This is a genomic window from Pseudarthrobacter kochi, assembly GCF_055412805.1.
Window position 1 is genome coordinate 26,751 of sequence record NZ_JBVAYV010000004.1, and the last position, 24,717, is coordinate 51,467.

At 66.3% G+C, this 24,717-nt stretch carries 24 protein-coding genes and 1 pseudogene; 16 read left to right on the plus strand and 9 right to left on the minus strand.

From position 1 onward, the window contains the following. Positions 1-77 precede the first annotated feature (77 nt). From ACZY0Y_RS03260 to ACZY0Y_RS03295, 8 genes are all read left to right on the plus strand, one after another. Entirely contained in the window at positions 78-1,574 is a 1,497-nt protein-coding gene (locus ACZY0Y_RS03260) for a bifunctional phosphatase PAP2/diacylglycerol kinase family protein (RefSeq protein ID WP_463956802.1), read from the plus strand. A gap of 130 nt (positions 1,575-1,704) precedes the next feature. Then, positions 1,705-2,649: an ABC transporter ATP-binding protein gene (locus tag ACZY0Y_RS03265; RefSeq protein WP_463885418.1), complete on the plus strand. Its 945-nt coding sequence runs from the start codon at positions 1,705-1,707 to the stop codon at positions 2,647-2,649. Between the two features lie 3 nt (positions 2,650-2,652). Further along, positions 2,653-3,543: an ABC transporter permease gene (locus tag ACZY0Y_RS03270; RefSeq protein ID WP_463956803.1), complete on the plus strand. Its 891-nt coding sequence runs from the start codon at positions 2,653-2,655 to the stop codon at positions 3,541-3,543. 22 nt (positions 3,544-3,565) lie between these two features. Continuing rightward, the gene (locus ACZY0Y_RS03275; RefSeq protein ID WP_463956804.1) at positions 3,566-4,879 is read left to right on the plus strand and encodes a sensor histidine kinase; all 1,314 of its coding nucleotides are present in this window, start codon (positions 3,566-3,568) and stop codon (positions 4,877-4,879) included. 24 nt (positions 4,880-4,903) lie between these two features. Further along, a complete protein-coding gene (locus ACZY0Y_RS03280; RefSeq protein ID WP_463885409.1) occupies positions 4,904-5,644 on the plus strand; it encodes a response regulator in 741 nt (246 codons plus the stop codon). 310 nt (positions 5,645-5,954) lie between these two features. Continuing rightward, positions 5,955-7,367, plus strand: a complete 1,413-nt coding sequence (locus ACZY0Y_RS03285; protein ID WP_463956879.1) for an amino acid permease — start codon at positions 5,955-5,957, stop codon at positions 7,365-7,367. Positions 7,368-7,644: 277 nt separating this feature from the next. Next, positions 7,645-8,541: an intradiol ring-cleavage dioxygenase gene (locus ACZY0Y_RS03290; RefSeq protein ID WP_463956805.1), complete on the plus strand. Its 897-nt coding sequence runs from the start codon at positions 7,645-7,647 to the stop codon at positions 8,539-8,541. A 39-nt stretch (positions 8,542-8,580) separates the two neighbouring features. After that, the gene (locus ACZY0Y_RS03295; protein WP_463956806.1) at positions 8,581-9,891 is read left to right on the plus strand and encodes a M18 family aminopeptidase; all 1,311 of its coding nucleotides are present in this window, start codon (positions 8,581-8,583) and stop codon (positions 9,889-9,891) included. Between the two features lie 28 nt (positions 9,892-9,919). Here the strand turns inward: ACZY0Y_RS03295 and ACZY0Y_RS03300 are convergent, their stop codons facing one another. The 5 genes from ACZY0Y_RS03300 to ACZY0Y_RS03320 form a co-directional block, all read right to left on the minus strand. Next, positions 9,920-10,840: a glycosyltransferase gene (locus tag ACZY0Y_RS03300; protein ID WP_463956807.1), complete on the minus strand. Its 921-nt coding sequence runs from the start codon at positions 10,838-10,840 to the stop codon at positions 9,920-9,922. Further along, the gene (locus ACZY0Y_RS03305; RefSeq protein ID WP_463956808.1) at positions 10,837-11,919 is read right to left on the minus strand and encodes a glycosyltransferase; all 1,083 of its coding nucleotides are present in this window, start codon (positions 11,917-11,919) and stop codon (positions 10,837-10,839) included. The genes ACZY0Y_RS03300 and ACZY0Y_RS03305 overlap by 4 nt, the downstream gene beginning before the upstream one ends. A 62-nt stretch (positions 11,920-11,981) precedes the next feature. Next, entirely contained in the window at positions 11,982-13,262 is a 1,281-nt protein-coding gene (locus ACZY0Y_RS03310) for a glycosyltransferase (RefSeq protein WP_463956809.1), read from the minus strand. After that, on the minus strand, positions 13,259-14,719 hold the full coding sequence (locus ACZY0Y_RS03315; RefSeq protein WP_463885391.1) for an oligosaccharide flippase family protein: 1,461 nt from the start codon (positions 14,717-14,719) through the stop codon (positions 13,259-13,261). Before ACZY0Y_RS03315 ends, ACZY0Y_RS03310 begins: the two co-directional genes overlap by 4 nt. Positions 14,720-15,096: 377 nt before the next feature. Beyond that, a complete protein-coding gene (locus ACZY0Y_RS03320; protein ID WP_463956810.1) occupies positions 15,097-15,780 on the minus strand; it encodes a DUF1345 domain-containing protein in 684 nt (227 codons plus the stop codon). Positions 15,781-16,020: 240 nt separating this feature from the next. Here ACZY0Y_RS03320 and rpsF point away from each other — a divergent pair, with 240 nt between their 5' ends. The 4 genes from rpsF (at position 16,021) to rplI (ending at position 17,810) form a co-directional block, all read left to right on the plus strand. Continuing rightward, positions 16,021-16,326, plus strand: coding sequence for a 30S ribosomal protein S6 (gene rpsF / locus ACZY0Y_RS03325; RefSeq protein WP_024366241.1), 306 nt, complete (start codon positions 16,021-16,023; stop codon positions 16,324-16,326). Positions 16,327-16,381: 55 nt separating this feature from the next. Continuing rightward, the gene (locus tag ACZY0Y_RS03330; protein WP_024366240.1) at positions 16,382-16,975 is read left to right on the plus strand and encodes a single-stranded DNA-binding protein; all 594 of its coding nucleotides are present in this window, start codon (positions 16,382-16,384) and stop codon (positions 16,973-16,975) included. A 125-nt stretch (positions 16,976-17,100) separates the two neighbouring features. After that, positions 17,101-17,340: a 30S ribosomal protein S18 gene (gene rpsR, locus ACZY0Y_RS03335; RefSeq protein ID WP_003800144.1), complete on the plus strand. Its 240-nt coding sequence runs from the start codon at positions 17,101-17,103 to the stop codon at positions 17,338-17,340. Positions 17,341-17,357: 17 nt separating this feature from the next. Continuing rightward, positions 17,358-17,810 (plus strand): 50S ribosomal protein L9, encoded by a 453-nt coding sequence (rplI, locus tag ACZY0Y_RS03340; RefSeq protein ID WP_160668675.1) that lies wholly within the window; start codon positions 17,358-17,360, stop codon positions 17,808-17,810. A gap of 92 nt (positions 17,811-17,902) precedes the next feature. Here the strand turns inward: rplI and ACZY0Y_RS03345 are convergent, their stop codons facing one another. Beyond that, complete coding sequence (locus ACZY0Y_RS03345; RefSeq protein ID WP_463956811.1) at positions 17,903-18,337, minus strand: DUF1801 domain-containing protein; 435 nt, start codon at positions 18,335-18,337, stop codon at positions 17,903-17,905. Positions 18,338-18,402: 65 nt separating this feature from the next. On the opposite strand from ACZY0Y_RS03345, the gene ACZY0Y_RS03350 reads away from it, so the two are divergent. The 3 genes and pseudogenes from ACZY0Y_RS03350 (at position 18,403) to ACZY0Y_RS03360 (ending at position 20,530) form a co-directional block, all read left to right on the plus strand. Then, a complete protein-coding gene (locus ACZY0Y_RS03350) occupies positions 18,403-19,263 on the plus strand; it encodes a PhzF family phenazine biosynthesis protein (protein ID WP_463885990.1) in 861 nt (286 codons plus the stop codon). A gap of 202 nt (positions 19,264-19,465) precedes the next feature. After that, positions 19,466-20,092 (plus strand): FMN reductase, encoded by a 627-nt coding sequence (locus ACZY0Y_RS03355; protein ID WP_463956812.1) that lies wholly within the window; start codon positions 19,466-19,468, stop codon positions 20,090-20,092. Positions 20,093-20,163: 71 nt separating this feature from the next. Continuing rightward, positions 20,164-20,530: pseudogene (locus tag ACZY0Y_RS03360) on the plus strand (TFIIB-type zinc ribbon-containing protein). 26 nt (positions 20,531-20,556) lie between these two features. Here ACZY0Y_RS03360 and ACZY0Y_RS03365 read toward each other — a convergent pair. Both ACZY0Y_RS03365 and ACZY0Y_RS03370 read right to left on the minus strand, forming a co-directional pair. Continuing rightward, positions 20,557-21,129 carry a hypothetical protein gene (locus ACZY0Y_RS03365; RefSeq protein ID WP_463956813.1) on the minus strand — a complete coding sequence of 191 codons (573 nt, stop codon included), beginning with the start codon at positions 21,127-21,129 and terminating at the stop codon, positions 20,557-20,559. Between the two features lie 4 nt (positions 21,130-21,133). After that, positions 21,134-21,601 (minus strand): hypothetical protein, encoded by a 468-nt coding sequence (locus ACZY0Y_RS03370; protein ID WP_463956814.1) that lies wholly within the window; start codon positions 21,599-21,601, stop codon positions 21,134-21,136. Positions 21,602-22,230: 629 nt separating this feature from the next. Between ACZY0Y_RS03370 and dnaB the strand changes: the two genes are divergently transcribed. Further along, positions 22,231-23,613, plus strand: a complete 1,383-nt coding sequence (dnaB, locus tag ACZY0Y_RS03375; protein WP_024367946.1) for a replicative DNA helicase — start codon at positions 22,231-22,233, stop codon at positions 23,611-23,613. Positions 23,614-23,616: 3 nt separating this feature from the next. Here dnaB and ACZY0Y_RS03380 read toward each other — a convergent pair whose 3' ends face one another. Continuing rightward, positions 23,617-24,591, minus strand: coding sequence for an acyl-CoA thioesterase (locus ACZY0Y_RS03380; protein WP_463885996.1), 975 nt, complete (start codon positions 24,589-24,591; stop codon positions 23,617-23,619). Between the last annotated feature and the right edge of the window lie 126 nt (positions 24,592-24,717).

Genomic DNA, 24,717 nt, shown 5'->3' on the forward strand with positions numbered 1-24,717 from the left:
CCTGCTGCCACGGGACGTACGGCGGTTCCGCCCGCGGCTGACGGCCCAGCGGCCCGCGCCGGCAGTAAGGTGGTTGGATGCGAAGCATGCTGGGGAAGGCGCCGCGACGGCTTAAGGCACTGGACCGGAAAATCGTCCGCGCCGTGTCCAATCTCCCCGGGGGCAACCACGACGAAATCTTCCGGCGTCTTTCCTCGGCGGCGAACAAGGGCAAACTCTGGATCGGCATCGCCGCCGTTATGGCCCTGTTCCCCGGGCGCACGCGGCGTGCTGCCCTCCACGGGGTGCTGGCGCAGGCCGTGGCCTCCGCCGTCACGAATCTCGGATTCAAGACCCTGCTGCCGCGGGCCCGTCCGCTGCCGGAGCACCTTCCGGCCTTCAGGTTTGTCCACCCCCAACCCACCAGCTCCTCCATGCCCTCGGGCCACTCGGCCTCGGCCGTGGCGTTCGCCCTCGGTGTCGGACTGGTGCGACCGACCCTCGGCGCGGCGCTGGGACCCCTTGCCGCCGGCGTCGCCTACTCGCGTGTCCACACCGGAGCCCACTGGCCCTCGGATGTGTTCTTCGGATCGGCGATCGGCGCAGGGGCTGCCATGGTCACGCGAAAATGGTGGCCCGTCCGACCGCCCTTCCCCGAGGTCCGGCGGACCCCCGTGAAAGCCGCCGAACTCGCCGAGGGGGCAGGCCTGGGCATCGCGGTCAACACGCTGGGCGGCTCCTACTCGGCGGAGACCGCAGGGGCACTCCAGAAGGTATTCCCCAAGGCGCATATAAAGGAAGTTACCCAGGACGAGGACCTCGCGGAGGAGCTCGCCCGGGTCGCCAGCCGGCCCGGGGTCGCCGCCTTGGGCGTCTGGGGCGGGGACGGCACCGTCGGGACGGCGGCTGCAGTCGCCGTCGAGCGTTCCCTCCCGCTTCTGGTCCTGCCGGGCGGAACCCTGAACCACTTCGCCCGGGATGCCGGAACGCCATCACTCACGGCCGCCGTCGAGGCCGCGACCAAGGGGGAGGCGGCGCGGGCGGACCTTGGCCTGGTGGCCGTCGAACGCGGGCGCCCTGGCAGCCCCGAACTGGTGCACCTGACCATGCTCAACACCGCGAGCATCGGCCTGTACCCGAACCTGGTCCGCCGCCGGGAGCTGCTCCAGCCGGCGCTTGGCAAGCCCCTGGCCGGTGTCGTCGCGATGTTCCGGACCTTCGCTGCCGGGACACCCACCACCCTGATCGTGGACGGGGTGCGGCACAAACTCTGGATCCTGTACATCGGCCGCGGACGGTATTACCCCCGCGACCATGCCCCGCTGGTCCGCCCCGTCCTGGACGACGGCGTCTTCGACCTCAGGATGATCACCGCAGACGAATCCTTTGCCCGGCTCCGGCTGCTGTGGTCCGTGCTGACCGGAACGGTCGCGACGTCCCGGATCACCCATCTCAGCGAATCCACCAGCGTCCGCGTGGAACCCGGGGACACCACCATGGTGCTCGCGGTGGACGGGGAGGTCATGCCGGGGGTGCGCGGCGTCGAATTCTCGGTGCTGCCCGGCGCCCTGACGTACTACTCGCCGGCCCCCTGAAGCTCGCCCTGTCATCCTCCCGGACTACCCTGATTCGACCCTGAATCATCCCTGAGACCGGCGAATCCGGCTCTTCGCCTCGGTAGCGTGGTGGGTACACCAACCCACTGCTACGCAAAGGAACGCTTCCATGATCGAAGCACGAGGCCTGACCAAGGTTTATGGCGATAAAACCGCTGTCGCCGGAGTCAACTTCACCGTCGAAGCCGGCCGGGTCACCGGCTTCCTGGGCCCGAACGGAGCCGGCAAGTCCACCACCATGCGCATGATCATGGGGCTGGACCGGCCGACGTCGGGCACCGTCACCGTCAACGGCACCCCGTTCGCCCGGCATGCCGCGCCGCTGCGCGACGTGGGAGCCCTGCTCGACGCCAAGGCCGTCCACACCAGCCGCTCCGCCTACAACCACCTGCTCGCGATGGCCGCCACGCACAGCATCCCCAAGAAACGCGTCCACGACGTCATCGAGATGACAGGGCTGGCCGACGTGGCCAGGAAGAAGGTGGGCGGCTTCTCGCTCGGTATGGGGCAGCGGCTCGGGATCGCCGCTGCGCTGCTCGGCGACCCGCAGACCGTCATCCTGGACGAGCCCGTCAACGGCCTGGACCCGGAGGGCGTCGTCTGGGTCCGCAATCTGGTCAAGTATCTTGCCTCCGAGGGGCGCACGGTGTTCCTCTCCAGCCATCTGATGAGTGAAATGGCCGTCACCGCGGACCACCTGATCGTGATCGGCCGCGGCCGGATCATTGCCGACGCGCCGATCCAGGACATCATCACCGGAAACGGCCAGATCCGCACCCGCGTCCGCACCGACCAGCCGGACCAGCTGATGCGCCTGCTCGCCGGCACCGGCGTGTCCGTGGAGCTGCAGGACAACGAGCTGCTTGAGGTCACGGGCCTTGATCCGCGCGGGATCGCCCGCGCAGCCCTCGACAGCCACGTCATGATTTACGAACTCACCCCGCTTCAGGCCAGCCTCGAGGAGGCATACATGGAACTGACCAAGGATGAGGTCGAATACCACTCGCTGATCACCACGGGCGCAGCCGCCCCCGTCCAGTCCGGAGGCAACTAAGCCATGAGCTCCACCACCCTTGACCCCTCCCGTCGCGGCGCGCACGCCGGCGCAGCCCCTGCCGGCGGAATGTCCGGTACCAGCACCGGGCCTGGCCCCAGTTTCCTCCGGGTGCTGAACTCCGAATTCATCAAGTTCCGCACCCTCCTGTCCACCGTGATCCTGCTTGGCTGCACCGTCCTGGTGGTGGTCGGCTTCGGTGCCCTCTCCGCGTGGGGAACGGGACAGTTCTCTGAGGCCGCGGCCACGGACCCGCAAGCGGCAGCCGCCTTCGCCGCCCAGGGCGGGGACCTCGCCGTCGGCGTCCCGACGTCCGGCATCGCGTTCGCCCAGTTGATCCTCGGTTCGCTCGGCGTGCTGCTGATGAGTTCCGAGTTCACCACGGGCATGGCGCGTTCCACTTTCGCGGCCGTGCCCAAACGGCTCCCGGCGTACGCCGCGAAGCTGCTCGTGGTGATGGTGACGGCATTCGTCCTCACCGCGGCCTCCGTGTACCTGGCCGGCCTCGTGTCGCTGCCGATCCTGGACAACTACAACCTCAAGCTGGACCTTGCCAGCTCGCAATCAGTGAAGATGCTGCTCGTCAACAGCCTCTACGTCGCCGCCGTCGCCGCCATCGGCATGGCCCTGGGCTCGCTGATCCGCAACTCCGCCGGCGGCATCATGAGCCTGGTCGGGCTGTTCTTCGTGGCACCGATCGCCTTCCAGCTGATCCCGGGCGACTTCTTTGTCGAGGCCCGCAAGTACCTCCCCGGCAACACGGTCGAACCAATGACCGCCGTGCAGCATGTCCCGGACACCCTGGAAGCCTGGCAGGCCGCCCTGGTGCTGGGCGCCTGGGTCGTCGTCCCGGTGGTCCTGGCCGCCGTGCTGCTGAAGCGGCGGGACGTCTAGGCCCCTCGTCTAGGCTCAGAGCATGATCGATGCAGGTTCAGTGAAGGGCGCGCCCGCCGGCCAGGCTGACGCGTCCTTCGCTGAAATCACCGCCCGGCGCCGGGGCCGGATCCGCCGCTACCTGTTCCAGCATCCGCGGGCCATGGATGCCGTTGTTGTGGCCTGCTATCTGCTGCTGGTGGTCCCGACAGCCGCGGAATCTGTGCGCGACGGCGGCTGGCAGGTCGCCGTGCTCCTCGCGGCCGCCGCGGCGGCGCTGTTGTTCCGGCGGAGCCATCCGGTACCGGTGGTGGCCGTGGTGGCGGTGCTCGAAGTGGGCGTGACCGTGCTGCATCCGTGGGGTTCCAACGTCTCCGTCGGGCTGTGGTTTGCGCTTTACTCCGTGGCAGTGGCGCGCAGCCGGCGGTTCGCGCTGGTGTGCCTGACGGCGGCCACCGCGCCGCTGGTCTTCCTGTACCTCCTGCTGGCCGTTGGTCCGCTGGATGGCAGGCTTCCGGACATGGGGGTGAACACTCCGGAGAACTTCCAGCTGATCAGCAGCATCGCCGCCGGCATCAGCATCGCCCTTTCCAACGTCATTGCCACCGGGCTCGGCGTCTCGGTCCGGCAGCGGCGCGAGCACGAGAACGAGATTGCCGCCTGGGCCGCGAGGGCCACGCGGCTCGGGTCGGTCACCGAACGCAACCGCATCGCCCGCGAAATGCACGACGTCGTGGCGCATTCCCTCACGGTGATGATCAGCCTTTCGGACGGCGCCGCCGTCGTGGTCAAGAAGGACCCGGCGCGGGCGGCCGAGGTACTCGGGGAACTCTCCCGCACTGGCCGCACCGCCCTGGCGGACATGCGGCGCGTCCTCGGTGTGCTGCGCGACGACTCGGCCGACGGGAACGCTCCGCGCGAACCGCTCGTGGCGGGGGACAACCTGGGCAAACTGCTGGAGGGCTTCCGCACGGCGGGGCTGCCGCTGCACTACACGCACACCGGCCCCTCGCTGCCGGACGACGCCGCGTTCCAGCTGACGGTCTACCGGATCGTGCAGGAGTCGCTGACGAACGTGCTGCGCTACGGCCGTTCGCTGGGCCGGGTGGACGTGGCGATTGTCCGGGACGGCTCCACGGTCACCATCGACGTCGTCGATGACGGAAAGGGCACCGTCGACGCCGGCGGCACGTCGGGGTCCCGGGGACCCCTCGGATCCGTGGGTACGGGCCAGGGCCTCGCTGGAATGCTGGAGCGGGCCTGGATCTACGCGGGCACCATCGAGGCCGGACGCAGCGGCGATCACGGCTGGCGCGTGCACGCCGTCCTGCACTGGAACGGCGAGAACGGAAAGTAACGGCACATGAGTCAAGGGGAACCGATGAGCGAGACCGGACCGATCCGTATCCTGCTGGTGGATGACCAGCCGCTCCTGAGGATGGGCTTCCGCCTGATCCTGGAGGGCGAGGACGATCTGAGGATTGTGGGTGAAGCGTCCGACGGCGCCGAAGCCATCCGTCAGGTCCGCGACCTCGGGCCCGACGTCGTCCTGATGGACGTACGGATGCCGGTGCTGGACGGGATCGAGGCCACGCGGGCCATCACCGCGTCCGGGGCCCACACCAGGATCATCATCCTCACCACTTTCGACCTTGATGAATACGCGTTCGCCGGGCTCCAGGCCGGCGCCTCGGCCTTCCTCCTCAAAGACGTGGCGCCCGCCGACCTGATTAGTGCCGTCCGGGTCGTGGCGAGCGGTGACGCGGTGGTGGCACCACGCATCACCCGGCGGCTGCTGGAAACGTATGTCCGGGGCAGCGGGGCCACGGCGGGTGGGCAGTCTGACCCCGGCGGCGCCCCTGGCCCGGAATCCGCCACCACGGCCCGGCCCGTCAAGGATCCGCTGCTGGAGGACCTCACCCCGCGCGAAAGCGAGATGCTCGGGGCGATGGCCGAGGGGCTCTCCAACGCCGAGATTGCGCACCGGTACTTCCTTTCCGAAGCCACTGTCAAGACACATGTGCGACGGATCCTCACCAAGCTGCACCTGCGCGACCGGGTCCAGGCCGTGGTGTATGCCTACGAGACCGGTCTGGTGGTGCCTAGCAACCCGGACTATTGAGCCGGTACGGCTGCCGGGCGGCTGGGTGCAGCGGGCCGATGGGCCCGCTGTTTGCCTGAAACAGTGGGTTCAGGCACATTTCAAACTTGCCTGTGATGCAACCTTCGTTGCTCTGAGGGCCGTGTTGTTGGAAGTGTGCCCGGACCTTGCGTCCGCTGTCTGTGGGATTGCACAGGACAGGCGGTCCCGGGCCCGGTCTAGGGTGAAACGTCAATGTGGTCCGCCACACAAGTTTCACGACCCACCCGCGGACCCGCACAATCCCCGAAGGACGGCGCCTTATGCAGCTGACCAGCAGCTCTCCACGTCCCTGAAACCCAGGCACTTGTCCATGATCGCCATCGCCGGCGTTATCGGAGCCGGCCTATTCGTCGGCTCCGGCGCGGCAATCCAGCAGGCAGGCCCCGGGATCCTGGTTGCTTACTCGGCGGCAGGCCTCGTTGTCATCCTGGTCATGCGGATGCTCGGCGAGATGGCGGCGGCAAACCCGGAAACAGGTTCCTTCTCGACCTATGCGGACAAGGCCCTGGGCCGCTGGGCCGGGTTCAGCATCGGCTGGCTCTACGCCTGGTTCTGGATCATTGTCCTGGGCATCGAGGCCACGGCCGGCGCCGCGATCATGCACCGCTGGGTGCCCGGGATCGATCAGTGGGTCTGGGCGCTGCTGCTGACGGTGCTTTTGACCCTGACCAACCTGGGCTCGGTGAAGTCCTTTGGTGAGTTCGAGTTCTGGTTCGCCTCCATCAAAGTCGCGGCAATTGTGCTGTTCCTGCTCTTCGGCGTCGCGGCGATTCTGGGCCTCGTCCCGGGCGTTCCGGCCCCCGGAGTGAGCAACCTGCTGGAGAACGGCGGCTTTATGCCCAACGGGCCGGGCGCTGTGCTGGCCGGCATCCTGGTGGTTGTCTTCTCCTTCTTCGGCGCTGAAATCGCCACCATTGCCGCCGGTGAATCCGAAAACCCGGTCGATGCGGTCAAGAAGGCCGTGAAGTCCACCGTCTGGCGCATCCTTGTCTTCTACATCGGCTCCATCGCGGTCGTGGTTACCCTTCTGCCCTGGCACTCCGCCTCCGTGGCGAAGAGCCCCTACGTCGCCGTGATCGAACTGTTCGGCATCCCCGGCGCGGGGACCATCATGGACATCGTGGTGCTGACCTCCGTCCTGTCATGCCTCAACTCCGGCCTGTACACCGCCAGCCGGATGCTGTTCTCGCTCTCCCGCCGCGGCGACGCGCCGCGGTCCTGGATGCGGATCTCCACGCGCGGCGTTCCGGCCGCCGCTGTCCTGGCCTCCACCGTGGTCGGCTTCATCACCGTCGGCCTGAACTATGTTGCCCCGGACACCGTATTCCTGTTCCTGGTCAACACCTCGGGGGCCATCGCCTTGTTCGTCTGGCTCGTGATCGCAGGCTCGCAGCTGATCCTGCGCCGCCGGATGGGCGCGGCGGCCAAGGACCTCCAGCTCAAAATGTGGCTCTTTCCCTACCTGACCTGGATGGCCATCATCAGCATCGTCGCACTGCTGATCGGCATGGTGGTCCTGGAATCCACCCGCGAATCGCTGCTGTTCTCGCTGGCCCTTGCCGCCGTCGTGGTGGGTATCGGACTGTGGCGCTACCGCAAGAACGGCGGGAAGTCCCCGGCTGCCGGTGACGCCGGGGCTGGCGTGCCCGCGGCAGAGGCACCAGCCGAAGCCGTCACCGTGGGCGCCAGCCTGGCGTCGTAGCGCACAAGGGCCTCCAGGCGGCGTGGCCCTTGGGGTCCCCCGCACCACGGGACATGCCCAGTCCAGGCGCGCAGGGTTGGACATGTTGCCACTATGTCCATTCGCCGCCACCAGGGGAGCGCATGTCCAGTGGCCGGGCGGGACATGTCCAGTCCCGGGGGCCCGCGGGGGGGCATGTCCCGCGCCCAGCCAGCCTCCGGCCCGCACCGGTCCAGGCCACAGCTCCTTCACAGGAGGGGCCTAGTCGGGGCATAGTGCCCCGGGGTTCCATGGACGCATGACCTCTTCCCCGCAGCCACCGCACGAGCCGCACCCCAACCACGACCGCGGCCTGGAATTCGACCTCTCCACCCTCATGAGCCGCCGCTCGCTGGGCATGTTCCTCGGTGCCGGCACGGCCGCCGCCCTGGCAGCCTGCACCCCGGGCGGCTCCACGGCCACCTTGTCCTCCACGGCGGCAGGTTCGGCACCGGCATCCGGAACCGCCGCGACCGGCACGCCGTCAGCGTCCGCCTCGCCCACGCTGACCCGTGCGATCGCCGAGTGCGGCGTCGAAATCCCGGCGGAAACGGCCGGACCGTATCCCGGCAATGGCTCCAACGGCCCGAATGTACTGGCGGTTTCGGGTGTGGTCCGGCAGGACATCACGTCGAGCTTCGGCACCTCCAGTACCAAGGTCGACGGCGTACCGCTCACCGTCACGCTGACCCTGCTCGAGAACGCCAGCGGGTGCGTTCCCCTGGCCGGGGCCGCGGTCTATGCCTGGCACTGCGACAAGGACGGCAAATACTCGATGTACGACGCCGGACTCAAGAACGAGAACTACCTCCGCGGCGTCCAGGAGGCGGACGCCAACGGCCAGGTCACCTTCCAGACCATCTTCCCCGGCGCGTACAGCGGCCGCTGGCCGCACATCCACTTCGAAGTCTTCGAGTCCATGGACAACGCGACGGCCGCCGGGCAGGTCCTCGCCGTGTCGCAGATCGCCCTGACGGACGCCGCGTGCAAGGAGGTCTACGCCTCCGCCGGCTACGAATCCAGCGCCCGGAACTTCCCCCGGACCACGCTGAAATCGGACAATGTCTTCGGCGACGACGGCGTCATCTACCAGTTGGCCACCATGGCCGGGTCAGTGTCCGGCGGCTACTCGGCCGGCCTCAACGTGACCGTGTAGAGCCGTCCGGCCAGGGGGCACGGCGCTAGACTCGGAGCCATGCCTTCACAGCCCAACGCCGCAGCCCACATCCAGGATCTCGGCGCGTACGTCACCGCGTCGCCGTCGAGCTTCCACGCCGTCCACGAAGCAGCCCGCCGGCTGACCGGGGCAGGGTTCACTGCCCTCGACGAGCTGCAGCCCTGGGACGAAGCCGCCGGGGCCGGGAGGTTCTACGTGATCCGCGACGGCGCGATCATCGCCTGGGTGACCCCGGAGACGGCCGGCCCCACCACTGGGTTCAACATCCTGGGCGCCCACACCGATTCGCCGTCGTTCAAGCTCAAGCCCAAACCCACCACGGGCAGGTTCGGCTGGCTGCAGGCCGGCGTCGAGGTCTATGGCGGCCCGTTGCTCAACTCCTGGCTGGACCGCGAACTGCAGCTCGCCGGGCGCCTGGTGCTGCGGGACGGCACCCAGCACCTCACCGCCACCGGGCCGCTGCTGCGTTTCCCCCAGCTGGCCATCCACCTGGACCGGGCCGTGAATGAGGGCCTGGCCCTGGACAAGCAGCAGCACATGAACCCGGTCTACGGCCTGGGGGATCCGGCGGGCGAGGACGTCCTGGGCCTGCTGGCGGACCGGGTTGCCGGGGCGGACGTGGACGCTGCGCAGATCGGCGGCTACGACGTCGTCATCGCGGACACCCAGGCCCCGGCCGTCTTCGGTGCGAAGGGCGAGTTCTTCGCCTCCGGGCGGCTGGACAACCTGTCGGCAACCCATGCCGGGCTCACCGCGCTGATCGCCCACGCGGCCGGGCCGCTGCCGGCCGGTTCACCGATTGCCGTGCTGGCCGCGTTCGATCATGAGGAAATCGGATCCGCCTCCAGATCCGGCGCGAGCGGGCCCATCCTCGAAGACGTGCTGGTGCGCATTTCCGACGGTCTGGGCGCCTCGGCGAGCCAGCGGCGGCAGGCCTTCGCGGCGTCGTTCTGTGTGTCCGCCGACGCCGGGCACGCCGTCCACCCGAACTACGCCGAACGGCACGATCCGGCCAACCGCCCGGCCCTCAATGGCGGCCCGCTGCTGAAGATCAACGCCAACCAGCGCTACGCCACGGATGCCACAGGCGCGGCCCTGTGGGCGCGGCTGTGCGCGGACGCCGGCATCCCGTACCAGGAGTTCGTCTCCAACAACGTGATGCCCTGCGGCTCCACCATCGGTCCGCTGACCGCCACCCGGCTCGGCATCCGGACGGTCGACGTCGGCGTGCCCCTGCTTTCGATGCACTCGGCCCGTGAACTCTGCGGCGTCGAGGATCCTTACCGGCTCGCGAGGGTGACCGAACGGTTCTTCCGGACTGCGGCGTAGGCAGATGCGCAGGTGGCAGCGCGCACGGCTAAGCGTCCCGTTGCGGCGCCGTGCGGAGTGCCCACTGCGCCTTGAGCCGGTCGAGGCCCTCCTTGCCGACCACAGTCATGGCAGCATGCTTTAGCAGGGAGCGTCCGGAATCCAGCGCGATTCGGCGTGGCCGCTCCAGCGCCGCGTCCCTCATGAGGTCAAGGCGGCCGACGTCATCGACGCCGTCCAGCAGGCGTCCGAACGTGCCGAGATAAGGCGCGGCAGAAACACGTTTCCCGCGGGTCCGGTTGCTGACATTTGAACCGTGAATGACCTGAAGCCAGGCCGGGGCGCCGGCGAGCTCCCTGACGTTCATCGACTGTCCCAGCAAATTGTGCCAATCGGACCAGCAGGTCCGGGCGGCGTCCCAGTCTTCCCGGACGGAGCAGAAAGCATTTGACCGATCCCGGCGGAGGTAAAGGGCGCTGCCATTGCGGATAAGACCGTGGGCCAGGTAAATCGCCGTGCGGGTTCCGTCGCTTCCGGCGGTCTGAAGGCGCTCAACGAAGTCCGAAGCGAGGCCGTCGTCGTTGTCCAGATTGGTGGTCATGAGCTCCCGGCGTCGGGCTCCTGACACTGCCCGCAAATCCTCGAGAAGTTCGCCGCGGCCGACTGCGGCCCTGTAGATGGGCGTGAATGTGCCGTGGAAATTGAGGTCGTCCAGCGACCTGACAAGCCATTCGGGGCTTTGGGGATCGAGGTAGATGATCCAGTTGAAGTTCTGGTCCGACTGCTGCAGCACTGATGGAAAGCAATACCGGCGGAACAGCTCCAGCCGCGTACGCAGCCAGCCATCCTTCGCCCGCACAACGCTCTCCGCCCCAACCGATGGGAGGTTGAATCTGGTCAGCAGCACGTGATCTACATCTGCGCTGCTCTTAATTCCTTCCGGCGGCCGGAAGGGCCGGGCTGGGCTCATGGCGTGACTCCTTGAATTATCCCGAGAAACTGGGCCGCCCTGACGTGCCAGGTGTGCAGGGAGGCGACGTCGCGTCGCAGATGTCCCAGGCCGGCCTCCTCGGGGCTGTCCAGGATCCTCCGGACCTGGTTGGCGAATTCAACAGGACCGGATCCGATGGCGACAAGTTCGGTGTTGAGCCAGCGGACTGCCGGCAGGTCGCTCGCCACGACGGGCATTCCGGAGGCGAGATATTCCAAGGTCTTGAGCGGAAAGCTGGAGCGGTTGAAGGCCGTGTCCGCATAGGGGGTCAATCCCACGCCGATCTCTGCCAGGTGCGGCGCCAGTTCCTGCGCGGGGAGTTCGCCGAGCCACGTCACGTTGGGCGCGGCAAGGAAGGCATCGAGCCGTCGTCCAGTTTCCGCGTCGCGCTCGGTGCGGGGGCCGATCACGAGCATTGGGATTCCAGCGTCCTGAACGGCTTCGAGCAGCTGCATGTCCAATCGCTCATTCAGCTGTCCGATGAGACCGGCATTCCGGCGGCGCGGCGTGCCATGGTCCTGCCGATCCGGAAGATCGCATCCATTCGGGATCACCACGACCGGAGCCGCCGCGCCGGATGTCCCCTCCAAGACCGAAGCAAGGTGCGGAGAAACCGTCGCGCACACGTCGGCTGTTCGCAGGTTGTCCCGCAGCTTGTCTTGCACAAAACGACGGGACAAGTTCATGAGTCCGGCTCCCGCAACCCAATCGTCGGTGACATACAGGACCTTCGGGCCCTCGACCCCCGCGGGAAAACTGCTGATCGGCGAGGAAAGAATAGTCGCGATGGGGCGCAACTGACGCCGCCGGAGTGCTGTCCTGATGGCGCGACCGAGAAGTACCTTTGCAACGGAGGATGACCCCCAACGGGCAAATCCGGGGACCGACAGGGAACGCACCCGAGTGACACCCGGTGCGACGTCCGTGATTTCGACAGTCCGTCGCTCCAGACCCGCCCCCCGCCGATTGGCCAGATGAATGGGAAGTGGCGGATCGATCCACAGGACCGGGACGTGGACTGCCAACGCCATGGCGAGCCGGTAGTCGGTTCCGCGCACGTCATCCCAGCGGCTCCCCGGGACGTAGAGGAGCGTTTCCTGCGCCGCTGTCCGCCGCTGCTTCATGGTGTTGCCTGCCCCGCGGTGCGGGCCGCAACTGCAGGACCCGCCTGGCTGCGCCCCGCCACCGGGCGGGAATTGAAATCGTCAGCTGGAGGTGACCCCAGGACCCCGCGCAGCCTTCTGGCCAGTTCGTATTCGATAAACCTGGCGAGAGCTCCCACCTCCTGCACGATGCGCACTTCCCCGGCTGCTTCGATGGCCTGCCCGTAGAAGTTTTCCAGTACGAGGGCGCCGCGCGTCAACGAGAACCGTTCCTGAACCGTTGATAGACCGAAGCCGCCCAGCGTCCTGCGGCAGGACTCGTCCGGAAGCAGGCCGCGCAGCAGGTGTGCCAGCCGCTCGGCCCCGTCCTCGGTGCCGGGGCCGACTCCGTACCAGCCCTGCTCAAGGAAGAGCGGAAGGCTGTCCGGAGTCAGGAGTTCCCAGAAGCCTTTCTCGCCCTGAACGACCAGTGGTTTTGCAAAGGCCATTGCCCGCAGCGCCGACCCTCCCATCCCGAGGGCTACATCAGCCACGGCATAGGCCGCCCGGGGATCCCCGAGCTCTCCGGTGAGCACGATGACCGGCCGACCCCTTGCGGCGTTGACCGCCTGGGCGTGGTTTTCGACGAGCCGCCGTGCCGGACCATCGCCGGCGATGACAAGTTGAATGGGGAGTTCTTGTGAGAGCATTCCCGTGCAGTCGATCGCAGCCAGGATGCCCTCGAGTTTGAGCTCTTTTGCCAGTCGCGTCACGAGAACCACCGTGTAGGCGGCCGGATCCAGGCCCCACCTTCCGCGGAACTCCTGTTCGGCGACGTCCAGCGACGGATTGTTGGCATCAAGGTCCACCGGCGGTTCCAGAAGCGCGGCAAAGGTCCGGCCAAACTCCTGCTCCGCCGTCAGGATCTCCCGGGTGCCCACCAGAATCGGCATCGACTTGGGAATGAACGGTGCCACGGCCATTGACATCACCGTTGCCACGGCCGCAGTGCCTGGCGACCGCCGGGAGGCAATGAGGCCTTCCAGCGCCGGTGGCCATTCGTAGCCGTGGATGACATCGATCGTTCGTTCCCGGGCAAGGCGGACCAGTGCCTTCACCACCGAGGGGGTCGGCCTGTGGTGGGGTTCCGGAGACGGAACAAACTCCAGCCCCAACTCCTCGATGCGCCGGTTCAGCGGCCCCGGACGTCCGAAGACGATGACCTCGTGACCCAGCCGCTGCACAGCAGCCGCGAGTTCGATGGCGTTCAATTGGCTGCCGCCGATCCCCAGATCGTGCGGGTATACGAGAATTTTCATACTGTCGCCTCCACTGTGGCGGCCTTTCCGATGGATCGGAGCTCTTTAATGCGGTCCCGTTGCAGGTACAGCAACCCGGCTGTCACCAGTGCCGCGATTGTCCCGGCGGTGACAAGCGCTGCGAGGTGATCGGTGACCGTCATCGCCAGGATGCGCGCTGCTGCGCCCGTAACCAGACCTGCTGCGAAGGGTAAACGGATCTTTGCCAAAATTCCCCTGAGGGCCAGCCCGTTCGCCCGTAGCTTCCACAGGTACAGGGGTAGAACCACGCAACCTGTCACGGCCGCCTGCGCCGCAGCGAGTCCACCCAGCCCTCCCCAGGAGGCCCCGGCCACGAGGGCTGGAACCAACACCAGCAGGCTTCCGGCCTGCACGGTGAAGACCGTCCCGGACTTGCCCAGGACCACGAGGTAGTCGTAGACGAGATCGCAGAAAACTTTGCAGGACGCGGCGACGACGAGCCAGGAAATTGCGGTCGCTGCCGCCACCCACGCCGCGCCGTAGACGAATTCCACTAAGGGCACGGCGATTCCGGCCACGAAGAGAATGACCGGGAGCGTGGCGGCTGCCAACACCACCACCATGGCCTCCAAGGCTGAATCCATGCGTGGCCGGTTGTGCTGCAATGCGGAGAAGGCCGAGGGCGCCACCCTGCGGAGCGGTTGGGCGAAGATACTCACCGGCCAGTTGGAGAGGTTGAAAGCCAACACGTAGAACGCCAGGACCGTCGACCCCAGAACTGCCCCGGCCGTGAGTTGGTCCGCATAGCCGATAGCGAAGAAGATGACGCTTGTGCCGGCCAGCGGCAGCCCGAAGCGCAAGAGGGGCCCAAGCAGCGAGCGGTCCAGTCCGAACCGGTAGGGCAAGGGTGAAGCCGCCAGAAACATCACTCCGGAGACCAGACTGCCCGCGAGCCTGCCTGCGGCCAGCGCCATGGCTCCCATCCCCGTGAGGGCAAGCACCACGGAGAGGACAGCGCCGATCCAGACATTGGCTTGGTCGATCCACAGCCGTTCCTTCTCCTTGAAGTCGCGCTGCAGCAGGGCCGACGGCGAGGCAACAATCCCGTTGACGAAGACACTCAGAATCAGGATCCGCACGACATCGGTGGCGCCTGGATCTCCCATTGCCGTGGTGAAGACCGGGGCGGCGACCATCGCGGCAGTGCAGAACAACGTGCTGCCGGCGACGGAAATTGTGTTGACCGTGGGCACGATCCTGGCTGGATCTTCGGGCCAACGAACAATTGCCAGGGAGACACCAAGTTCGTTGAAGCTAAGTACGGCCATGAGGGCGACCATGGCGACGGCAAAAGTGCCAAAGGATTCGGGGCCCAGCACGCGAGCCAGGACTATTCCTATGCCGAGCGTGCCCAGCCGAGAGACAACAGTATTGAGCAGACCCCAGCCAAAAGCATTCGAGGCGCCGGCCCTCCGGGTACCAATGGCCGCCTTCATGACCGTCCCAGTGCAGCCGCTAAACGTCGATCGAACCAAACCACGGGCGCCCCTATTCATCCCCAAGAGACCATTCAGCCGGGATTCCCGCTTCTTCGCGATGAGAGAATCGGATCCCGAACTGACGTATTCACCTCCGCACGCCAACACCAATTGCAAAACGAAGGCCCGGGTCACGCTCGGGGTTGGAGCGGAACCCTGACCAAAATGGCTGTGCTTTTGCAAATATAGGCCGGGCGTCTGTCGGGGGACTAGGCCGCACGGATAGTCGAGTAGGGCATCGACTGAAGTCGAGTAGTTTTCGTGTTCAGTACTTGTATTCCGTTCCGGAAAGCCTCCAGCAGCGGTGGCCGGGAGCGCTGTCGGCCGTCGTCCCCTTAGAAGGCCAGGCTGATCACAAGGCTGATGGTCGTGGCCAGGATGACGGTGCCAAACAGGTAGGACAGCAGGCTGTGCTTGAGCGCTTCGGCCCGGATGCCATGGTTCTGCAGGGCAGTGTCCGAAACCTGGTAGGTCATGCCGAGGCTCGTGGCGAGGTAGGCGAAGTCGGTGTACTGCGGGCGGCGTTCCTGGTTGAAGTCGATGCCGCCCACTCCCGCCCCGGCCTTCCCGCCCGTGCTGTAGTAGAGCTCGGCGTAGCGCAGCGTGAACAGCGTCTGCACCAGCAGCCAGGACAGGGCCACCGACGCCAGGGCCAGCAGCCCGCCGCCGAAACGGGACCCGCCGTCGCTGGCATGGGAATCAACGACGACGGCGGCCACCGCGCCGAGGCTGGCGACGTTGGCCGCCAGAATCAGCAGGTCGGTGATACTCCGGGACGGGTCCTCCACGGTGGCATGCGCCCGGGTTTCGGCGGGGTCGAAACGACCGATCGCCGTCCAGACCCACACAACATAGGTCAACGAGGCCGTGCCCCAGCCGACAGCCGGAGCCTCCACCCAGTGCCCGGCCAGGCCGGACGCCGTGGCCGCGAGCAGCCCGGCGAGGAGCATTGCCGCCAGGCGCAGCCGGCTGCGCCGGATCGGCCGGGCGTTGCGGCGGAAAGAGGAACCCGTGTTCATTCCCCGATCATGGCACAGGGTTTTCCACATGGAGGCCAGCGCGGCTTCCGGCACCAGCCGGCCGCGCCTACGCTGGGCAGGCATGGAATCGCCGGATCCGGTCCCGATGCACTAAGCTATTGAAGTCTGTGCTGCGCCCTGCCCCCGTTCCTGGGGGTGCTGCGGGCACATGGCACCGCAAATGAACCTCCTGTTACGGAAATGCCGTAACCGCTTAGCCCAAAGGAGGTGGGTTCACATATGCGTCCTTACGAATTGATGGTAATCATCGACCCCGAGGTCGAAGAGCGTACCGTTGAGCCAACGCTTCAGAAGTTCCTGAACGTCATCACGACCGATGGTGGAACCATCGAAAAGGTTGACATCTGGGGCCGCCGTCGCCTGGCCTACGAAATCCAGAAGAAGTCTGAAGGTATCTACGCCGTGGTGAATTTCACCGCTGAGCCGGCTACCGCCAAGGAACTTGATCGCCAGTTGAGCCTCAATGAGACCATCATGCGCACCAAGATCACCCGCCCCGAAGTACAGAAGGTTGTTGCTGAGTAATTTCAGCTCCCGATTTTCACTCTTCACCCCGCAGGAACGAACAAGGAGGCAGTAGATGGCAGGCGAAACCACTATTACGGTCATCGGTAATCTCACCAATGACCCCGAACTGAGGTTCACACCGTCAGGTTCGGCAGTAGCGAATTTCACCATCGCGTCTACTCCCCGCACCTTCGACCGCCAGTCCAATGAGTGGAAGGACGGGGAAACCCTGTTCCTCCGCGCGTCGGTATGGCGTGAAGCAGCCGAGAACGTCGCCGAATCCCTGACCAAGGGCATGCGCGTGATCGTTTCCGGCCGGCTGAAGAGCCGTTCCTACGAAACGAAGGAAGGCGAGAAGCGCACCGTTATCGAGCTTGAGGTCGATGAAATCGGCCCCAGCCTGCGCTACGCCAACGCCAAGGTCAACCGCACCCAGCGCTCCGGCGGTGGGGGTGCCGGCAACGGTGCCCAGGGTGGCTTCGGCGGCGGCAACAGTGGTGGCGGCTTCGGTGGCGGCTCTGGTGGAAACCAGGGCGGCGGCAACTCGGGTGGAACCTGGGGCGGCAACCAGCCCGCACAGCAGCAGGATGACCCCTGGGCCACGCCCGGTGTCAGCAATGCAGGCGGCGGCTGGGGCAACGGCCCGGATTCCGAACCTCCCTTCTAAACAACATCTAAGGTTCGACGACGGAACCCGCCGGACGCCGCAAGGCGGACGTGCGCTGACCGGCGTCGGATCACCACCATCCCGTGGATCAATATCCACGGGCTCCATCGAATAGGAGCTCCACGATGGCTAAGGCTGAACTCCGTAAGCCCAAACCAAAGTCCAACCCCTTGAAGGCCGCTGACATCACTGTCATCGACTACAAGGACGTAGCATTGCTGCGCAAGTTCATCTCCGACCGCGGAAAGATCCGCGCCCGTCGCGTCACCGGCGTCACGGTGCAGGAACAGCGCAAGATCGCACAGGCAATCAAGAACGCCCGCGAAGTTGCTCTGCTGCCTTACTCCGGCGCTGGCCGCGGCTAAGGAAGGGATTAACTAACATGGCAAAGCTCATTCTGACCCACGAAGTAACCGGTCTCGGTGCTGCAGGCGATGTTGTCGAGGTCAAGGACGGTTACGCACGTAACTACCTGCTGCCCCGCAACTTTGCCCTGACTTGGTCCAAGGGTGGCGAGAAGCAGGTTGAGTCCATCAAGACTGCCCGCGCCGCCCGCGAGCACGCTTCCCTGGAAGATGCTCAGAAGCAGGCCGCTGCACTCTCCGCCAAGCCGGTCAAGCTCGTTGTCAAGGCTGGCGAGACCGGACGCCTGTTCGGCACCGTCAAGCAGGGCGACGTGGCCGACGCTGTTGAGGCCGCTGGCCTTGGCCGCATCGACAAGCGCAAGGTTGAACTGCCGACGCACATCAAGTCGGTTGGTTCCTACCAGGCACACGTCCGCCTCCACGCCGACGTTGCCGCTGTGATCGAACTCGACGTAGTCGCAGGCAAGTAGCCCTCACCGGCTCCGCAGTCCTGAACTGCTGGAAGGCCCCCGCCTTCGGATTCCTCTTGGGAACCGGATGCGGGGGCCTTCTGCGTTGACTCTCATTCGTGGTGCAATTCCATCGTGACGTACCGGTAGCCGTTCCGGATCAGTTCGGTGAGCACTGCCTCGTCAACGTCGTCGAGCTTGTTGATGTAGAGACACCCGGCGCCGGTCTTGTGTTTTCCCAGCCGTGCCAGCAGCCCGGCGGACTCCGGCCCATAGCTCAGCCCGTAGAGCGACAGGCTGGCTTTCCGCGGTGAGAAGCCGACGGCGGGCGCGTCGCCTTCGCGCCCGGTTGCGTATTTGTAGTGGTACCGGCCGAAGCCCACAATGGTGGGGCCCCACATCTCGGCAGGCTGCCCCGTGATCCCGGACATCAGTTCGAGCAGCCGGTACCCGTCCCGGCGTCGGACGGGATGCTCGATGGCGGACAGGAACTCCTCAACGGACGCGCCCGTTGCTCTGGTCTTGTTGTGGGTCTTGTTCACGGCCATGCGGGCAGTCTTGCAGACGGCGGCAGCCTTGTCAGCCGGAGTGGTGCCGGTGATAGCCTGCGGCAGTGACTTCGACTACGGCACCGGTGCCCCGCCTTCGCCCTTTCGCCCAGGTGGACGTCTTTACCGACGTGCCCTACCGGGGCAACCCGCTGGCCGTCGTCGTCGACGCCGCCGGCCTCTCCACCGGCGTGATGCAACAGTTCGCCAACTGGACCAACCTCTCCGAGACCACGTTCCTGCTGCCGCCCACCGACCCCGGCGCCGACTACCGGGTCAGGATCTTCACGGGCAGCGAGGAGTTCCCTTTTGCCGGCCACCCGACGCTCGGCTCGGCGCATGCCTGGCTTGAAGCCGGCGGCATCCCCCGGCAGGACGGGACAGTGGTCCAGGAGTGCGGGGCCGGACTGGTCAGGGTGAAGCGCGACGGCGGCAGGCTGGCTTTCGCGGCGCCGCCGCTGACCCGCTCGGGGCCGGTGGCCGAGAGGGACCTCACCCGTGTCGCCGCTGGCCTGGGGATGCCGCGGGAGGCGCTGCTGGACGCGTCCTGGCTGGTCAACGGTCCGGACTGGATCGGTGTGCTGCTCGAGTCAGCGGAGCTGGTGCTGGCTGTCAGGCCTGATTACGCGGCCATGGCGGGACTCAAGGTCGGTGTGATCGGTCCCCATCCGGCCGGATCCGAGGCCGGCTTCGAGGTGCGCACCTTTATCCCGGGCGACGCCGCGGCGGAAGACCCCGTCACCGGCAGCTTCAACGCCGGCGCGGCCCAGTGGCTGATCGGCAGTGGCCGCGCCCCCGAGTCCTACCTGGCGGCGCAGGGTACGGTGCTGGGCCGGTCCGGCCGGGTCCACATCGACGCTGTGGGGGAGGACATCTGGGTCGGAGGGAGCTCGGTGAGCTGCATTGAGGGCTTCGTCCTGCTCTGAACGGTTGAACGGGTCGTCGGCCGGCCCGCGCGTTCCGCCCCCGTTGCGCTGCCAGTTGTGGTCGCCATTCGGCGGGCTGGAGGACCGGGAGTGACAGGGCAACGAAGGGCGGGAATAAAAGCTCCAGGACCCGGCTTCTACAGGTAGATGCAAACGCATGTATCGGCGTTTGTGGCCGTGCAACAACTTGAGGAGCATCCCCGTGGAATCCCGCCGCATCACCGTTCTCTCCGCCGGACTCGGCGTCCCGTCATCCAGCCGGCTGCTCGCGGACCAGTTGGCCGCCTCCGCCGAGCGCCAGCTCGCCGCAGCAGGCTACGCCGTGGATATCGCGGTGGTGGAACTGCGGGACCTCGCCGTGGACATCGCGAACAATTTTGTGACCGGCTATGCGGCTCCGAAGCTCGCCGAGGTGATCGCCCGGGTCGAGGCCTCGGACGGGATCATTGCCGTCAGCCCGGTCTTCAGCGCCTCCTACAGCGGTCTCTTCAAGTCCTTCATCGACGTCCTCGACCCCAAGTCGCTCGAGGGCAAGGCCGTCCTGCTCGGCGCCACGGCCGGAACGGACCGGCACCAGATGGTCCTGGATTTCGCCATGCGGCCCCTGTTCGCCTACCTCCGCACCCGGATCGCCAGCACTGCTGTCTTCGCCGGCCCCCAGGACTGGGGCAACAACGACGACGGCGGCTCGCCCCTCTCCACGCGGATCGACCGGGCGGCCGGCGAGTTCATCGGCCTGCTGCAGGGCGCGCAGCCGCGGCAGAAGCAGTCCGTCCTGGAATCGCTTCCGTTCGAGCAGTTGCTCGCCGGCATTTCCGGCCGGCACTGACCCCGCCGGGGCTCCAGCGAACGATTCATGGGAATAGCAAGTTGATTTGGCCCCGGGTCGTTGTGCGGGACATGAAATGTCCTGTGGATTCAATTGACCTGATTATGAGCGAACGTAGCGGCGTCGAGATGGATTATTGCCCCAAGTGCCGCGGCGTGTGGCTGGACCGGGGGGGAACTGGACAAGATTCTTGACCGCGCCGCGGGGTTCATGGGAACTGCCGCATCAGCACCCGCGGCGGCACCGTTGCCGCCGGCGACGCCCGGCCACATTCCGCCACCGCTCCATAATTCTGACCCGCGCCGCGATGACAGCCGGTCAGATGAGCGCCGCAATGACGACCGCAGGGACCGGCCCCGCTATGAACAGCCGCGCTATGACGACCGCCGCCGCCCGAAGAAGAAGGAAGGCTGGCTCGGCGAGCTGTTCGACTTCTAGACATATGAAACTGAGGGGTGCGGCGGTCAGTCCTCCAGGAGGGCGATGAACTCGCGGGCCTGTTTGATGGAGATGTCCGAGTGGCGGGTGAGGGCCTCCGCAGCGGCTTCGGTGTCGCCGCTTCTGGCCAGGGTGCGGATCCGGCCGTAGATCTCATCGTTGAGCATGTTGCTGCTGACCTCGCGGGTGAGATCGCCCTTGCTGGCGATGGCGCGGTAGCGGTAGGCGAAGCGCTGCGGTGCGTTGTCGTCGTCCTCGCTGGGCGCCTGTTTGGGGGTCTCGGGCCGGAAGGGCTGCGGGTGGGCGGCAAGCGCCCCCACGGCGTCCCGGGAGGCCCTCAGGCCCTCTCCGGTGGACTCGAGGTACAACTTGATGGCGCCCATGGCCTGGCCCTGGGCAATCAGCGCGTAGAGGCGGCGGTGCTGCTCCTGGCTGAGTTTGGCCGCCGAGGCGCGTGCCAGTTGCATCGGGTCGCGGCCGGGCTGGGGTGCAGCCTCCGGCCGGGTCCGGCCGCCGCGGCGGGCCAAGGCGCGTGCGCCCAGCAGAACGCCGGCGCCAACGAGCGCCAGAATCAGCAGGGGGATGAGCAGGGATTCCATGAAACTACAGCCGATCTACGTAATTCTTGGCGGTCAAGAGATCTGAATGGGTTGCCTGGCGCAGCAGCTTGATGGCCTGGAGCTTCTTGCCGTTCCGGGCCAGGGACTGCAGCTGCAGGGCAAACTGGGGGTTCAGTTGGCCGCCGGGCAGGATGGGCCCCTGGTAGCCGGGCTGCCCGACGGCAGGTGCGGAGCCTGCCTGGGCGCGCAACGCCATGCGGGCGTGATCTGCCTGCTGTGACTGCTGCTGTTCGTTCTGGCTGGGACGGGTGACTGCGTCTACCCGCGCACGGGCGGCGGTGGCGGCCTGAACCTGGGCCGCATAGTGGGCCTGTGAACGGACCGCCAGTTCGTGCTGGTAGCGCTCCGCGTCGGACATGCCAAAATCGCGTGGCCTGAGGGCCGTGGCAAACGCCCAAAGGACTGCTGCCAGGATGAGGGCAGGCAGTATGACCAGCAATACATCGCCCATGCAATGAGCTTATGCCAGATCGCAGTTATCCACAGCATATTCGGGAATTGGCATACCCTGCGTCGCCGGAGGCGTCTTTCCCGGGTTTTCCGTGATGACTATCACTAAATGTGCATATTTCCGTGGGTGTGTGGCCTCATCTGCCAGCCGCTATCCCCAGCCGCGGTCCGCGCTCTGTGGATGAACGTCGGCCGAAATTCTTTTGTGTCCACATGGCGAAGTCAGTGTTTCCGCAGGTCAGCAGCTGATTGCCGGCCCAACAAATTTTCTATCCACAGCTGTTCCCACAGGCTGTGCACAAGCAGGAGGCAGTAGTGCACAGCTTATCCACAGGGGTTGGGGACGTCCGGGTTGGTGCCTGCCCGGACGGGGGATAACGTTGCTGGATATCGAGCCTTGGACACCGAAATCCGATGCTGCCTTCCTTTCGATCTCCGGCGCCGCGGTGCCGGGCCCGGGCTGTGGAAAACCGGCGGCGCCGGGAGGCGGCCAAAGTGTCGGAGCCGGCTGATAGGACTTAACCCGTCGCGCATACGCCGGGGTCGGCGCCACCGAGCACCGAGGACCAATGGCATACGCGTCGCCGGCGAACGGACGTCCGCCGCGGCACACAATGGAGGACGGCAGTTTTGTCAGTTACGCATCTGGACTCAGTCGAGGGGACCCGGGGAGCCGAAGGCAGCCGCAAGCCGCCGCAGGACATTCCCGCCGAGCAGTCAGTATTGGGCGGCATGATGCTGTCCAAGGACGCCATCGCCGACGTCGTCGAAATCCTCCGGGGCGTGGACTTCTACCGTCCTGCGCACGAGACGATCTACGAAGCCATCATCGACCTCTACGGCCGCGGCGAGCCTGCCGATGCCGTCACTGTTTCGGATGAACTGACAAAGCGGGGTGAGATCAACCGGATCGGCGGCCCTGCCTACCTCCACGAACTCATCCAGACGGTGCCCACCGCTGCCAACGCCGGCTACTACGCCGAAATCGTGGGTGAGCGCGCGGTCTTGCGGCGCCTGGTCAATGCCGGAACCAAGATTGTCCAGCTCGGCTACGGCCAGGACGGCGAGGTCGAGGACCTGGTGAACCAGGCCCAGGCCGAGATCTACGCCGTGGCGGAGCGCCGTACGGCAGAGGACTATGTGGTCCTCAAGGACGTGATGGAGTCCACCGTGGACGAGATCGAAGCGTCCGGCCACCGCGAGGAGGGAATGACCGGCGTTCCCACCGGCTTCTACGAGCTTGACGAGCTCACCCACGGACTGCACCCCGGCCAGATGATCGTCATCGCGGCCCGCCCCGCCGTCGGTAAGTCCACTTTCGCGTTGGACTTCGCCCGTTCCGCGGCCATCAAGAACAACCTCGCCACCGTGATGTTCTCCCTGGAAATGGGCCGGAACGAGATCGCCATGCGTTTGCTGTCCGCGGAGGCCACGATCGGCCTTCAGGACCTGCGCAAGGGCACCATCAAGGACGAGCAGTGGTCCAAGATCGCCACCACCATGGGCCGGATGAATGATGCCCCGCTGTTCATCGACGACAGCCCCAACATGTCGCTGATGGAAATCAGGGCCAAGTGCCGCCGCCTGAAGCAGCAGCACGATCTCAAGCTTGTTATCCTCGACTACCTCCAGCTGATGAGCTCCGGCAAGAAAGTGGAGTCCCGCCAGCAGGAAGTCTCCGAGTTCTCCCGTGCGCTGAAGCTGCTGGCAAAGGAACTGCAGGTTCCGGTCATTGCCCTCTCGCAGCTGAACCGTGGTTCCGAGCAGCGCCAGGACAAGCGGCCGATGGTCTCGGACCTGCGTGAATCCGGTTCCATTGAGCAGGATGCTGACATGGTCATCCTGCTGCACCGCGAAGACGTCTACGACAAGGAATCGCCGCGTGCCGGCGAGGCGGATATTCTTATCGCCAAGCACCGTAACGGCCCGACCAAGGACATTGTGGTCGCCTTCCAGGGCCACTACTCCCGGTTCGCCAACATGGCGGCCGATGCCGGGGGCGGCGGCTTCTAGCGGCTACCGGCCCTCGGCAGGGAGCAGGTGGTTGGGCAGCCGGTTCCCGGGTGCCCGGCCCCGGATCTCCAGCAGTTCGCGGGCATGGGCGTGCAGCCGCTTGTCCTCCTCAGACACCGGAACCCACTGCGGGACCGGGACGGACGTGCCGTGCTCGTCGCGGGCCACCATCACGGTCAGGCAGTAGGTCGTCAGCTCCAGCTCGCGTCCCTTGGGATCTCCGGACCGGACATGGACCGCGATGTGCATGCCCTTGGTTCCGGTGTAGACCAGCCGGGCCTCCACCTCCACCACATGGCCAATGAGCAGCGGACGGTAAAACCGCACTCCGCCGGAGAAAACGGCTACCGTGTCCATCCCGCAGTAGCGTGAGGCGCAGACGTAGGCCGCCTCGTCGATCCATTTCATGACGATGCCGCCGTGCACCTTGCCGCCCCAATTCACGTCCGTGGGGGCGGCCATAAAGCGAAGGACAACCTTCTCTGCGGTTCCGGCGTCGGTATATTCCTGTGCGCTCATTGCCTGGACGATGTCCTCGCGGACCTTGATCCTCGCCAGCGCATGGTCGCGTTGTTCGATTTCTTCCGGTGTCGTCGGCTCAAACTGCGGCACGGGGATGGGCTTGCCATCGTCGCCCACTGCCACGAAAATCACGATGCACTGGCTGCGCATCGTGGCCGCGCCGCCCTTCGGATCGCCCGAGGACACGACCGTGCGGATGTGCATGGAGGACCGGCCTGTGTAGACAATCGTGGCCGTGACCTCGACCATGTCGCCGCTGTTGACCGGGTCCGCGAAGTGGATATTGCCAACGTATGCCGTCACGCAATAGGACTTGGCCCAGCCGACCGCGGCGGCGTACGCCGCCTTGTCCACCCACTCGAGCACGGTGCCGGCGTCGACCGAACCGCTGTGGCCAACGTCGGTGGGCGCCGCAAGGAAGCGCAAGGTCACGGCATTGGCGGCAGTCTCACTCATGAAGAGAGTTTACTAACGGGCGGCGGAAGCGCCGCAGGCCCCCGACACAAATACCGCCGGGGACGCCACACGGCACGACGGCGGGCGGCCACCGAAGAAGGTGACCGCCCGCCGTCGCGCGCCGCG

Bases quoted from the DNA above. Each gene is read 5' to 3' on its own strand.
- ACZY0Y_RS03260 (WP_463956802.1), top strand. From the start codon at position 78: ATGCGAAGCATGCTGGGGAAGGCGCCGCGACGGCTTAAGGCACTGGAC.
- ACZY0Y_RS03265 (WP_463885418.1), top strand. From the start codon at position 1,705: ATGATCGAAGCACGAGGCCTGACCAAGGTTTATGGCGATAAAACCGCT.
- ACZY0Y_RS03270 (WP_463956803.1), top strand. From the start codon at position 2,653: ATGAGCTCCACCACCCTTGACCCCTCCCGTCGCGGCGCGCACGCCGGC.
- ACZY0Y_RS03275 (WP_463956804.1), top strand. From the start codon at position 3,566: ATGATCGATGCAGGTTCAGTGAAGGGCGCGCCCGCCGGCCAGGCTGAC.
- ACZY0Y_RS03280 (WP_463885409.1), top strand. From the start codon at position 4,904: ATGAGCGAGACCGGACCGATCCGTATCCTGCTGGTGGATGACCAGCCG.
- ACZY0Y_RS03290 (WP_463956805.1), top strand. From the start codon at position 7,645: ATGACCTCTTCCCCGCAGCCACCGCACGAGCCGCACCCCAACCACGAC.
- ACZY0Y_RS03295 (WP_463956806.1), top strand. From the start codon at position 8,581: ATGCCTTCACAGCCCAACGCCGCAGCCCACATCCAGGATCTCGGCGCG.
- ACZY0Y_RS03300 (WP_463956807.1), bottom strand. From the start codon at position 10,840: ATGAGCCCAGCCCGGCCCTTCCGGCCGCCGGAAGGAATTAAGAGCAGC.
- ACZY0Y_RS03310 (WP_463956809.1), bottom strand. From the start codon at position 13,262: ATGAAAATTCTCGTATACCCGCACGATCTGGGGATCGGCGGCAGCCAA.
- ACZY0Y_RS03315 (WP_463885391.1), bottom strand. From the start codon at position 14,719: ATGAAGGCGGCCATTGGTACCCGGAGGGCCGGCGCCTCGAATGCTTTT.
- ACZY0Y_RS03320 (WP_463956810.1), bottom strand. From the start codon at position 15,780: ATGAACACGGGTTCCTCTTTCCGCCGCAACGCCCGGCCGATCCGGCGC.
- rpsF (WP_024366241.1), top strand. From the start codon at position 16,021: ATGCGTCCTTACGAATTGATGGTAATCATCGACCCCGAGGTCGAAGAG.
- ACZY0Y_RS03330 (WP_024366240.1), top strand. From the start codon at position 16,382: ATGGCAGGCGAAACCACTATTACGGTCATCGGTAATCTCACCAATGAC.
- rpsR (WP_003800144.1), top strand. From the start codon at position 17,101: ATGGCTAAGGCTGAACTCCGTAAGCCCAAACCAAAGTCCAACCCCTTG.
- rplI (WP_160668675.1), top strand. From the start codon at position 17,358: ATGGCAAAGCTCATTCTGACCCACGAAGTAACCGGTCTCGGTGCTGCA.
- ACZY0Y_RS03345 (WP_463956811.1), bottom strand. From the start codon at position 18,337: ATGGCCGTGAACAAGACCCACAACAAGACCAGAGCAACGGGCGCGTCC.
- ACZY0Y_RS03365 (WP_463956813.1), bottom strand. From the start codon at position 21,129: ATGGAATCCCTGCTCATCCCCCTGCTGATTCTGGCGCTCGTTGGCGCC.
- ACZY0Y_RS03370 (WP_463956814.1), bottom strand. From the start codon at position 21,601: ATGGGCGATGTATTGCTGGTCATACTGCCTGCCCTCATCCTGGCAGCA.
- ACZY0Y_RS03380 (WP_463885996.1), bottom strand. From the start codon at position 24,591: ATGAGTGAGACTGCCGCCAATGCCGTGACCTTGCGCTTCCTTGCGGCG.